Raw genomic sequence first — 10,854 nt, 5'->3', positions numbered from 1 at the left:
TAAGTGCACCAAGGCGCACAATTTTAATGCAGATTGATCAGGAGAGACCATGTCGGCGCCTACCCCGGAAGAATTGGCAGGCAATGCCCTACTAGCAACTCTGAGCGATAGTGATCGCGAGCTTCTAATGCCGCACATGCTGGTCTTTGACCTCAAGCCGCATGCGGTGCTGCAAAAGGCAGGGGGTGAAGTCGTGGACACATGGTTCCCGTGTGGCCCGGCGATGGCGGCCTTCTGTGTCAGGCTGAAAGACGGTCCGGCCGTCGAGGTCGCGCTGGTTGGCAGGGAAGGGGCTATCGGAGGCATCGTGTCAAATGGGAATGTCCCCGCTTTTGCGACTGCGCAGGTCATGTATGGTGGGCGCTTTTTGCGCATCAAGACGGCCGCGCTGGAACAAGCCAAGCTGGACTCTTTGACCTTACGCCATTGGTTCTCCCGCTACTCGGACTGTCTGCTGGCACAGGTCTTTCAGACCGCCGCCTGTAATGCCACCCATACAATCGCGCAGCGTACAGCAAAATGGCTGCTTGCAGCGATCAGCCGAACGCATTCAGCTGAATTTGCCATCACGCACGAGCAACTCGCGGAAATGCTGGGCGTGGGTCGATCATTTGTGACCCGTGTCATTTCAAAGCTGCGGGAGGCCGGAACGATCGAGACTCGCCGCGGTGTGTTCATCGTCAAGGATGAGCAGGTACTGCGCGATACCGCGTGCGACTGCACCACAACCATCGAGGACCATTTCGATACGGTGCTGCATGGGATTTATCCGCTGAATTGAATATTTTGATCGAAAACCACCAAAGCTTTTGCCCTGCAACATTAGCTCCCCCAGATGCGCAAATATGGGCAGGTAGCAGCGTCTCGTCTTCGGCCGTAGCGCTTGGGAGGCAAAACCTCGGACACTTGCTGACATCCTGAATCATGCCGACGCCCTGAAAGGGAAAGGGAGGGTGAAGGGATGAAAGGGAAGGCGAGGATTAGACGACCACCCGAGCATGCCCAACTTGATCGAGCGCTTCAATGCTGCGGAGCATTAACGATCAACGGCCACGAGGACATTTGAACAGCAATTGCAATTTCGCGCATTCCGTATTATACGGAATGCCGATAATTGTACGGATTGCGCGGTATCTGCGCGATAGCAGGAGATCAGGCCATGAGCTTGTCCATCGAAACCTTCCGCTCGAGTGAAGTCTCGAAGCGCTTCGGCTTCTACTACGATGAAGCCATGACCCACCCGATCGCGGTCGAACGCAATGGCGCCGCTCGTGTCGTGATGCTTCCTGCCGGAGAGTACGAACGCCTGGCGCGCCTTGATCACATCGCGCTCGCTCCCGAAGAACTGAGCGACGATGCGTTCAACGCGATCGCCAATGCCCAGCCTGTGCCCGAGTCCTACGATGCCAACAAGCTCCTGGACTGAGCCGCGTCCCGGCGAGGTCATCAATTATCTCTACCTCTGGCGGCACGAGCACGACCGGGGCGAGGAAGAGGGCCGTAAAATTCGGCCATGCATGGTCGTTGGCACGTACCTGAAGCATGGGCACTTGCGCGTCATCACGGTGCCGCTGACGACGCGGGATTATTCGCCCGAGCACTCCCTCGAACTTACCCCGCGCGTGATCGAGCATCTTCGCCTGGATACGCGCAGCCGTATCGTCTGGAACGATGTGAATGAATTCACATGGGTAGGGCCTGACGTTCGATCCGGCGCCAACGGCACCCCGGTAATTTGCGCCATGCCCGAGAAAATCTACCGCCAGGTCGCTGCCAACATCCTTGCGCGCCGGGTGAAGATCACGCACCGGACGGAATGAGGTCTATGGAAACGGCCTCATTCCTGACCATCAGCGCCTTCGGGATCATCGTCGTAGCCGCGACGATCATCGGCAACTTTGGCCTAACCCCGTTGGGGAAATGGTCCTTGCGTCTGGCGGGCGTAATTTTGATCGCAGCAGGCTTGCTGCTCGCTTGAAATAAGTTGCCGGCGACGGGCCGGTCGCGTTTGCCCTCTGCCTTTTGGCACCGAACATCTATCGGGTAGATCAACTCGGCGGTCAGCCGGTGGAGCAAATCATCATAATCCCGGCAGATTTGGCTGCGACGGATTTGAGGTCTACCATTAGTCTACCGTTTGCAGACTGCAAGGAAATGGATCGCCTAGGAAATCTGGAACGATTTTTATTGCGAGATTTGCAAATGGCGAGTCGCGTAGCAAAGGCCGCGACTTGACGTTCATAGTGCGCGGCGACCTTTAGGCGGCATTGCCATTCTGGCCATTCTGGCTATATTGGCTGTAAGGCTTCGACGGAGATTATCATGGCCACCAATGCCGAGAGCTTCGCATCCGTTGCTCTTACCGATTTCCATAACCACCCTGGCACTGTTGTCGATCAAAGCCAGCATGGTCCAGTCGTGCTGACGAAGAACAGGCGGCGCTATGCGGCCGTGGTCAGCATCGACTATCTGGATCGTGCTGCAGCTGCGCTTGAAGCGTTGCACGCCAATCGCCGGGTGTTCACCAGTGAGACCATGACCGATGACGACGCGGCGCGTATTGAAGCCAGCCTCCCAAGCGAAGCCGAAATCGCAGCAGGCCGCTTCGACTGGCAGCAGTAACGATCTGCCGCCGCGGCGCGGTGAGGTCATAAACTACGTCTACCTTTTTGCAGCCGAGCAAGCCGGAGGCCGAGACGAGGGCGTCAAGGAACGTCCTGTCATCGTTATCGCTGCCGATGGCAAAGGCTACATCGTCCTGGCCGTTACGACCAAAGGCGAGATCAACCCGTCCAACACGATCAAGATCCCCGGCGACGTCGGGAAGGCGATGGGCCTACCGTACCCTGAATCGAGCTTTGTCGTCGTCTCAGAGGCAAACAGTTTCGACTGGATGGGCTTTGATGTCCGCGCGCGAGCCAACGGCGACTACCGCTTCGGAATGGTAACGCCCGGGTTCTTTACGAAGATCGTCACCGAATTTCTCAGTCGCAGCGGGCGATCGGTCAACCGGCGCTGAGGACCTGAAGGCTTCTTTGGGGGCTGGACGATAATGATGGCGGTGCCGGGCGGTCGCGTTTACCCGGCACCTGTCGCGGCCATTAGCATTATCGTGTCCATGTTCAAGATGCCTGCGGTGCACTTGGACGAGTCGTCTTAAATCTAACGATATTTTACAAGTCGATGTTACGCCTCTCGATTTCATCGAGCACGGCCTGTTCGAAATCTGTAAGGTTTTCACCGTCTTCGACTTTATCCCATTCATCGACCAACTGTTTGTCGGTCATCTGTTTCGGGTCCATCATCCGCGTTGCTCCTGCATCGACAGGGCGATCATCAACGCGCCCGCGTCCCCTGCAATACGGGCATAGCTTTGGCGCGATAATAACAATTATGTTAAATATCAGTAACTTAGAACAGTGTTTGTTCTAGGTCGTCGTCCGCTGCCGGTCAACACTGACGACGCATGCGGCAATCCCACCAGCCCCGAGAAGAAGCCAATGCGTGAGCAATCCCGCAACAAGAAAGATTTGGGCATCCGGTATCTGCGGATGGCGCTTGAATACGGCCGCGCTACGCGCGCATTGGTCGACGCAGGCCAGTGTGAAGCACCCGTCTGGCACTCAGTAGGCCACGCCCTGGAGCTATCGTTGAAGTCACTGCTGAAAAAGCGCAACATAGATCCGCTTGAAATGGATCGTAGCCATCAGCTGCCGTTGCCAGGCTTGTGTCCGATCTAGGCTGGAGGATCGCTGGCCGGGAAAGATTCGATCGAAGCCTCATCGATCTCATCAATGAGTTCGCCGCTTGCGACGAGCTCAAACACTTGGCGCGCGATCTCCAGCTTGAGGCCGGGCAGGATTGAAGCGCTGCGGCGTTCATTGACCGAGGTCACGCAACCGCCGAAGCGTTCGCGCACGACGTCGTCAACAAGTAATTCAACAGGTCGATCTTCAGCACGGTGACGTTCGGCGATATATCGCACTGCCGCAGCGACCCTTTCGGGATCTATCGGATCATCATATTCGTGCGTCATAAATCCGCTCCGGCTCCGCCAGGAGGAGAGCAATGTCGGCGCCGACACTCATGTCGTCTTCGTTTCCAAAGCTGTGTTGGCGCAGATGACCGCTTTGATCGATCAAGACCAGCGATGGCATTTCTTGCATGGCATAGGCTGCCATGGTTTGTGGGATTGGACCATGGTTCGAAGGGCGGGCGATGCCAATCGGGAGCGAGGTGGGCTTGAGCCTCGTCCAATGAGCATCTCCGCTTGGCCCTTCAATCCTGGTTACGCCAGATGGAATAGCGTCAGCATTCCGCCAATCGCGATCCCGAAAACCATCATCATGACACCGGAGATCCGCAGAATATAGGTAAGCGGATCCTCATCATCATTTCCTGCTCGCGACCGGCTCGCGGGCGGTTTCGGACGTCCGATAGCCCGCCTGAAGCTGGCCTGCCGAAACGCCATGTTGAAACCGAGCAAGACAAGGAGAAGTCCGAAAACATCTACGACCCACACATAACCGGGCACGTTTCTCTCCTGAAGTTCACAGGATTGCCGGACGCTCTCATCCCGCGCATGCCGCTAATCCCTGTTCGAGCCCGGCGATCAGATCCAGTTCGGCTTCGAGACCGATCGAAAGCCTCAGCAGGCTGTCGGTGATGCCCGCCCTTGCGCGCGCCTCCGCGCCCATATCGGCGTGGGTCATGGTTGCCGGATGTGCAACGAGGCTCTCGACCCCACCCAGCGATTCAGCGAGCGTAAAGTAGCCGGCCGAGGCGACGAACCGTCGAACCGCGTCCGCCCTTCCTGCGAGTTCAAAGCTCAGCATCGCCCCGAAACCGCGCTGCTGGCGTGAGGCGATCCGGTGGCCAGGATGGGCGGCGAGACCTGGATAGTGGACTTGGGACACCGCCGGATGTCGTTCGAGATATTGGGCGACGATCATCGCATTGCGCTGCTGCTGCTCCATCCGGGCAAATAGCGTGCGAAGGCCCCGCAAGGTCAGCCAGGCATCAAACGGCGCGCCTGTGCTCCCGACGACATTTGCCCAGTGACGCAATTCATCGACCTGCCCCGGATCAGCCGCGACAACCGCGCCGCCGATCACGTCGGAATGGCCGTTGAGATATTTGGTCGTGGAATGGATGACATAGTCCGCGCCCAGCGCGATCGGTTGCTGGATGGCCGGCGAAAGAAACGTATTGTCGACGGCAACCGCAGCCCCCGCTGCCCGCGATTTCGCGGCGAGTTCCGCGATATCGACGACCCGCATCAAGGGATTGCTCGGCGTCTCTATAAGCACGAGTGCCGGAACGTCCTCCAGCGCGGCGGCAAAGGCGCTCTCGTTACCCTGATCAACGAACCGGACGACGCAATGCCCCCGGTTCGCGCGCGCCATCAACAGACGCATCGTACCGCCGTAGCAATCATGCGGCGCGAGGATGAGATCGCCGGGACCCATTCTCCCGACGAGAAGATCGAGCGCGGCCATGCCGCTCGCCGTGATGACTGCGCCTGCCCCGCCTTCCAGCTTCGCAAGTGCCTGCCCGAGAAGATCGCGGGTGGGATTACCCGCCCGACCATAGTCATAGGAGCGCGGTTGATCGTAGCCAGAAAACTCATAGGTGCTCGAAAGATAAAGCGGCGGAGCGACAGCTCCAAAGGCCACATCGCTGGCAACGCCGTGCGCGGCGGCGATCGTCTGGGCGCGAGGGGCCTGATCTTTGGGTTCAGTCATTGAATCAACGAACCTCTGTTACTTGGTGCACGATGCCAGCTCGGTCGAATGGCCCGTGCGCGTCCCAATATTTTGTAGGTGACCGGCCTGACCGAACTTCGGAAAGACGCCGGCTGCGGCAGGTGGACCGCGCGCCGGCGTCTAACCTGGTGAAGTAGCCGCTAATCCAAGACGCCTGCGCTGCCGTCAGCGATGCGGTCATATCCTGCACCGATCGCCATTGCTCCAGGGTCAGGGGATTCCCCGGATACTCCGTCTGCGTCATGCACTCGTCCTTGGCTGCCGTCTCCGTTCCCGCGCTCCGGCCTGCTTTCGCGGGATCCTCTCCGGGCGCTGTTGTCGTGAAGCGTCTTCACTCTGCACATCGCGTTGTGCCGGTTAGAATGTCAGAAGACAAATGAATGTTATTTCTGGTTCAGCGCATAATATTTGTATTAAAATGACACTTGCTCACCCCAGTTGTTCGAAGATGCCGGTGAAGACCGGCCGCAAGCGCTGGATTTCCTCGCGATGGACAGCGGACAGGGCGTCGAGCAGGGCATAGGCCTTGGGTGTGAGGCGCACCAGCGCCCGCCTGCGATCGGTAGCAGCCGCCTCGCGCGTAATAAGCGCCAACGCCTCGAGGCGATTGATCAGGCCCGTGGCGCTGTGCGGCTTTAATATCAGACGTTCCGCGACATGACCGACGGTGGCTTCATCCGGCGGACAGCCCCGGATCGCGAGGAGCGCCTGGTGCTGTTGCGGCGTCAACCCGACTTCGATGGCCTTTTCCTCGCTGAACGCCTGGAAGCGGCGAATGGCATGGCGAAAAGAGGCCAGCGCCACATAGTCGGCATCGCCCAGCAATTTATCCTTTTGCCCCAAATGATCCTCACTGATTGAATTACATCGCAATGCGATATAGTCGGCGTGCACTGCTTTTCACAGGATAATGCTGATTCATGTCGCTGACACCTCCACGTTCCGTCGAAGGCCACCAACTCGCCGACCATAGTGTCGATCGCCGCATGGTCATGCTGGCAATCATGGCCATCGTGGTCGGAACGGGCGGCGCCTTTGGCGCATGGGTGCTGGTCAAACTCATTGCGATCGCCACCAACCTCTTCTGGTTCGGTCGTCTTTCTGCTGATCATTCGGTGATCACCGATGCATCGGTGGGCTGGCTGGTGGTGGTGATCCCCGTCGTCGGCAGCCTTGTCGTGGGTCTGATGGCGCGGTTCGGGTCGGACAAGATCCGCGGCCATGGCATTCCCGAGGCGATCGAGACGATCCTGTTCGGCGAGAGCCGACTGTCGCTCAAGGTCGCGCTGCTCAAACCTCTGTCCTCGGCGATCTCGATCGGCAGTGGCGGTCCCTTCGGCGCAGAGGGACCGATCATCATGACGGGCGGGGCCATCGGTTCGCTGTTCGCCCAATGCTTCCATCTCAGCGCGGCCGAGCGCAAGACGCTCCTCGTGGCCGGTGCAGCAGCCGGCATGACCGCCATCTTCGGTACGCCGCTCGCGGCGATCTTGCTGGCCGTCGAAGTGCTCCTGTTCGAATGGAAGCCGCGTAGCTTCGTCCCCGTTCTCGTTGCAGCGCTTATTTCCTTCGCCTGGCGGCCACTGCTGCTCGGATCGGGACCGATGTTCCCCATGACGGCGATCGCCCCGCAAGCAAGCTGGGCTCTGCTCGCTTCGGGTGGGATCGGTCTCATCGTCGGTCTCGAAGCCGCGCTGTTGTCGACATCCCTCTACCGCATCGAGGATCTCTTCCATCGCCTGCCATTTCATTGGATGTGGTGGCCGGCAATCGGCGCGGTCGTCGTCGGTCTGGGCGGTCTCATCGATGCTCATGTGCTAGGTGCAGGATATGCAAGCATCGAGGCTCTCCTCAACGCCTCGCTATCGCTCCGGGTCGTTGCCGCGCTCCTCGTCGTGAAGGCCATCGTCTGGCTGGTCGCCCTGGGGTCGGGCACATCAGGCGGCGTGCTGGCGCCGCTCCTCATCCTGGGCGGCGCCGCCGGCTTTCTGCTTGGGCAGTTTCTACCGGGCGATCCCGGGTTCTGGGCCATGATCGGCATGGCGGGGATCATGAGCGGGGCTATGCGCGCGCCGATGACCGGCGCGATCTTCGCGGTCGAACTCACCGGACATTTCAGCGCCATTCCATGCACGATCGCGGCTGCGGGCAGCGCCTATGCCGTCAGCGTGCTCTTGATGCGGCGATCGATCCTTACAGAGAAGATTGCGCGGCGCGGACGCCACATCCTGCAGGAATATACAGTCGATCCCCTCGACCTCATCCAGGCTGGTCAGATCATGACGCGCGATCCGGCTACCCTGCCTGGCACGATGACCGTGGAGCAGGCGGTATCCTTCTTCGCGAATGAGGCTGTGCATCGCAGCTATCCGGTGATCGATCCGCAAGGCAGGCTACTGGGTCTCGTTTCCCGCACCGATGCCCTGCGCTGGCAGAGCGATCGCGACGATGATCAAACACCGCTCGTCGATGCAATCTCAGATGCGGCGCAGCCCATTGCCTATCCCGATACGCAGACCGGCGTAGTCGCCGATCTCATCGTCGAATCCGGGATTGGCCGCATCCCGATTATTGACCCTGAAACCCGCCGCGTGCTCGGCATTCTTTCGCGTCAGGATCTGCTCAAGACCCGCAGCGCAAACCGTCACGCGGAACTGGGGCGCTCGCGTCATGTCGGAACCAAGCGCCCGCCAAGCAAAGTTCAGAAACCGGCCTAAGATCGGTCAGTTGTGCCATGCGCGCGGAATGGATCTGCGGAATCAATCTGCGCCCAATTCGTTCGCATTTCCGTTGCCCCATCCCCCGCCAAGCGCCAGGAATAGCGTGATCTGATCGTCATTGATCGCCGCGCGCGCTTCGGCGGCAGCCTGATCCGCCGCAACCCGATCACGCTCAGCCTCGAGCGCGGGCAATGCGGCGATCTTGCCTCCACGCCGCAACTGACCCATCCGCATCGCTGCTCGCATGGCATCTGCGGATGCACGATCGAGACCTTCCTGCTGCTCAAGCCCGGCCTGATAATTGGTCAGCGCCGTTTCCACCTCCCGCAATGCCTTGATCACTGCACCGTCAAACGCGGCCAGGTCGCCGCGACTTTGTGCCTCGGTCGCCGCAATGCGGGCGCGAACAGCATGTCGGTTGAGCGTCCAACTGATCAGCGGGCCGAGACCGAAACGGTTGGTAAGCGGTGACAGGAAATCGGCAGCAGCCCCCGTAGAGCCGATCGATGCTCCCAGACGGATATCAGGGTAGAGGTCCGCCGTGGCGACGCCGATCCGCGCTGTCGTCGCGGCGAGACGGCGCTCGGCCATGCGGATGTCGGGCCGACGCTTGAGCAGCGCGGCACCGTCGCCAACGGGGATCATGCGTGTCAACGCAAGCGGTGCGTGACACGCCAACAGGCTGGTATCCGCTTCTCCCGGCGTGCGACCGGCCAGCGATGTGACACGAAAAAGGGCGTTGCGTTGGCGCGCCACCAATTGTGGGAGCCGGGCCTGGCTCGCTTCGAGCAACGCTTGTCGCCGGTCCAGTTCATAGGGTGCCGCGCGTCCATGCGACACCATGATCCGGGTTAATCGAACACTTTGCTCTAGGACAGCAATCGCACGACCCAACACATCGCGCTGATAGCCCGCGTTACAGATGTCGGCATAGGCGCGCGCCGTCTCGGCCGCGACGGTCACACGCACCAGATCGCGCGCCGCCACGGCAGCGTCGGCATCGGCACTTGCTGCCTCGATCCCGCGCTTTATTCCGCCGAACAGATCGAGATCATAGCTGGCCCCGATGCCCATATTGTAGATTTGCCGCGTCGGCGGCTTCACATGGCTCAACTCGGCTTCCGCCGAGCGCTGGGCCCAGCTTGTTTCGGCGTTCGCGCTGCCCTGAATTTCCCGGCCCGCATTGCGCTGGTCGAGCAAGGCCAGACTGCGTTCGAGATTGGCCTCGGCCACTCGCAGATCCGTATTGGCGGCGAATGCCTGTTCGATCAGCCGGTCGAGGGTCGGGTTCTCGTAGAGCCGCCACCAATGATCGGGCAGCGGTTCCTGCGTCGTGGCCGCGCCTATCGACTGAAACGCACCTTGCGCCGCAGGCGCGTTTACCATCGCGGTGTCAGGCACATGATAGTCGGGTCCGACCACCGTGCAGCCGCCCAGAGCGGTAGCGGCCGCCAGCACCAGCGCGCGCCTCACCATGGCAGGCTCCGGTGCACGCTGCGTCCGTCATCGCGCGGATGAACGACAACCGTGGCCGTCTGGCCCGGAATCATCCGCACATTAGCCGGTATTTTATCAATCGTGACACGTACCGGAATGCGCTGCGCCAGACGCACCCAGGTGAAGGATGGGTTTACATTGGCCAGTTGCCCGTCAGTCCCGGCCCGCTCGCGATCCTCGACGCCGCCCGCGATACTCTGCACATGGCCTTCGATCTCGTCAGCAACGCCCATCAGGTAGATGCTTGCACGGTCGCCGACGCGGATCGCCGGCAATTTTGTTTCCTCAAAATAACCTTCCACCCGGAGCGAGTGGTCATAGACGAGCGCTAACGCGGCTTTGCCGGCCGTCAGATAGACCCCGGGCTGGAGCGACATGTTGGACACGGTCCCGTCCACCGGTGCACGCACGATGGTTCGTTCCAGATTGAAGCGGGCCAGGTCGCGCGCTGCCACCGCCTGACCAATCGTCGCCCGCAGTCCTTCGACCCGCGCCGTGCCTTGTTCGATCACTTCAGCGGCGATCACTTCGGGCATGGCCCGGTTGCGCCGATCCTCACGGACAGCTTGCGCGAGCGCGGTGCGCTGGCTTGCCACGTTGGCCTCGGCCTGTTCCAGCGCAAGCCGGTAGCGCGGACGGTCGATGATAAAGAGTATCTCGCCCTTTCGGACCATCTGATTGTCGGCGACCTTCACCTCGGTGACGAGCCCACTGACATCGGCGGCCACCGGCACCATGTCCGCGCGCACCTTGCCATCACGCGTGACCGGCTCGACCTGATAGCGCAGCCACAGTGCATATATCCCCCCCAGAACTACGAGTATGACAAGGAGCGTGGCGAGCGATCGCAGGAGATTTTGTCGGTGCAACAT

The 10,854-nt window shown here is 60.3% G+C and carries 16 protein-coding genes; 8 read left to right on the top strand and 8 right to left on the bottom strand.

Annotated elements, in window-relative coordinates:
- Positions 1-49: 49 nt before the first annotated feature.
- The 6 genes from BES08_RS27600 to BES08_RS27580 all read left to right on the top strand — a co-directional run bounded on the left by BES08_RS27600 (position 50) and on the right by BES08_RS27580 (position 3,019).
- Positions 50-781 (top strand): Crp/Fnr family transcriptional regulator, encoded by a 732-nt coding sequence (locus BES08_RS27600; protein ID WP_008830219.1) that lies wholly within the window; start codon positions 50-52, stop codon positions 779-781.
- A gap of 378 nt (positions 782-1,159) precedes the next feature.
- Entirely contained in the window at positions 1,160-1,426 is a 267-nt protein-coding gene (locus BES08_RS27595) for a type II toxin-antitoxin system Phd/YefM family antitoxin (protein ID WP_008830218.1), read from the top strand.
- The gene (locus BES08_RS27590; protein WP_211152039.1) at positions 1,404-1,820 is read left to right on the top strand and encodes a type II toxin-antitoxin system PemK/MazF family toxin; all 417 of its coding nucleotides are present in this window, start codon (positions 1,404-1,406) and stop codon (positions 1,818-1,820) included. Before BES08_RS27595 ends, BES08_RS27590 begins: the two co-directional genes overlap by 23 nt.
- A 5-nt stretch (positions 1,821-1,825) precedes the next feature.
- Positions 1,826-1,978 (top strand): hypothetical protein, encoded by a 153-nt coding sequence (locus tag BES08_RS33285; protein ID WP_156800011.1) that lies wholly within the window; start codon positions 1,826-1,828, stop codon positions 1,976-1,978.
- A 344-nt stretch (positions 1,979-2,322) separates the two neighbouring features.
- Positions 2,323-2,622: a type II toxin-antitoxin system prevent-host-death family antitoxin gene (locus BES08_RS27585; RefSeq protein WP_008830216.1), complete on the top strand. Its 300-nt coding sequence runs from the start codon at positions 2,323-2,325 to the stop codon at positions 2,620-2,622.
- Positions 2,543-3,019: a hypothetical protein gene (locus BES08_RS27580; RefSeq protein ID WP_172705046.1), complete on the top strand. Its 477-nt coding sequence runs from the start codon at positions 2,543-2,545 to the stop codon at positions 3,017-3,019. The genes BES08_RS27585 and BES08_RS27580 overlap by 80 nt, the downstream gene beginning before the upstream one ends.
- A gap of 154 nt (positions 3,020-3,173) precedes the next feature.
- Here BES08_RS27580 and BES08_RS34545 read toward each other — a convergent pair whose 3' ends face one another.
- The gene (locus tag BES08_RS34545) at positions 3,174-3,305 is read right to left on the bottom strand and encodes a hypothetical protein (protein WP_256434643.1); all 132 of its coding nucleotides are present in this window, start codon (positions 3,303-3,305) and stop codon (positions 3,174-3,176) included.
- A gap of 195 nt (positions 3,306-3,500) precedes the next feature.
- Here BES08_RS34545 and BES08_RS33280 point away from each other — a divergent pair, with 195 nt between their 5' ends.
- Positions 3,501-3,740 carry a hypothetical protein gene (locus tag BES08_RS33280; protein WP_156800010.1) on the top strand — a complete coding sequence of 80 codons (240 nt, stop codon included), beginning with the start codon at positions 3,501-3,503 and terminating at the stop codon, positions 3,738-3,740.
- Here the strand turns inward: BES08_RS33280 and BES08_RS27575 are convergent.
- The 5 genes from BES08_RS27575 to BES08_RS27560 all read right to left on the bottom strand — a co-directional run bounded on the left by BES08_RS27575 (position 3,737) and on the right by BES08_RS27560 (position 6,590).
- Complete coding sequence (locus BES08_RS27575) at positions 3,737-4,036, bottom strand: hypothetical protein (protein WP_008828021.1); 300 nt, start codon at positions 4,034-4,036, stop codon at positions 3,737-3,739. The genes BES08_RS33280 and BES08_RS27575 overlap by 4 nt on opposite strands.
- Complete coding sequence (locus tag BES08_RS33275; protein ID WP_156800009.1) at positions 4,020-4,181, bottom strand: hypothetical protein; 162 nt, start codon at positions 4,179-4,181, stop codon at positions 4,020-4,022. The genes BES08_RS27575 and BES08_RS33275 overlap by 17 nt, the downstream gene beginning before the upstream one ends.
- A 107-nt stretch (positions 4,182-4,288) precedes the next feature.
- Positions 4,289-4,534, bottom strand: coding sequence for a hypothetical protein (locus tag BES08_RS27570; RefSeq protein WP_008828022.1), 246 nt, complete (start codon positions 4,532-4,534; stop codon positions 4,289-4,291).
- A gap of 37 nt (positions 4,535-4,571) precedes the next feature.
- Positions 4,572-5,744, bottom strand: coding sequence for a cystathionine gamma-synthase (metB, locus tag BES08_RS27565; RefSeq protein WP_069709976.1), 1,173 nt, complete (start codon positions 5,742-5,744; stop codon positions 4,572-4,574).
- A 450-nt stretch (positions 5,745-6,194) separates the two neighbouring features.
- Positions 6,195-6,590, bottom strand: coding sequence for a MarR family winged helix-turn-helix transcriptional regulator (locus BES08_RS27560; RefSeq protein WP_008828024.1), 396 nt, complete (start codon positions 6,588-6,590; stop codon positions 6,195-6,197).
- Between the two features lie 95 nt (positions 6,591-6,685).
- Here BES08_RS27560 and BES08_RS27555 point away from each other — a divergent pair, with 95 nt between their 5' ends.
- The gene (locus BES08_RS27555) at positions 6,686-8,482 is read left to right on the top strand and encodes a chloride channel protein (protein ID WP_069709975.1); all 1,797 of its coding nucleotides are present in this window, start codon (positions 6,686-6,688) and stop codon (positions 8,480-8,482) included.
- Between the two features lie 42 nt (positions 8,483-8,524).
- Here the strand turns inward: BES08_RS27555 and BES08_RS27550 are convergent, their stop codons facing one another.
- Together BES08_RS27550 and BES08_RS27545 are read right to left on the bottom strand one after the other, a co-directional pair.
- On the bottom strand, positions 8,525-9,961 hold the full coding sequence (locus BES08_RS27550; protein ID WP_008828025.1) for an efflux transporter outer membrane subunit: 1,437 nt from the start codon (positions 9,959-9,961) through the stop codon (positions 8,525-8,527).
- Positions 9,955-10,854 (bottom strand): efflux RND transporter periplasmic adaptor subunit, encoded by a 900-nt coding sequence (locus BES08_RS27545; RefSeq protein WP_069709974.1) that lies wholly within the window; start codon positions 10,852-10,854, stop codon positions 9,955-9,957. Before BES08_RS27545 ends, BES08_RS27550 begins: the two co-directional genes overlap by 7 nt.

It is taken from the genome of Novosphingobium resinovorum, assembly GCF_001742225.1.
GTDB classification, from domain to species: domain Bacteria; phylum Pseudomonadota; class Alphaproteobacteria; order Sphingomonadales; family Sphingomonadaceae; genus Novosphingobium; species Novosphingobium resinovorum_A.
The sequence above is the reverse complement of the archived record's forward strand: the minus strand, read 5'-3'. Positions and strand labels throughout refer to the sequence as shown.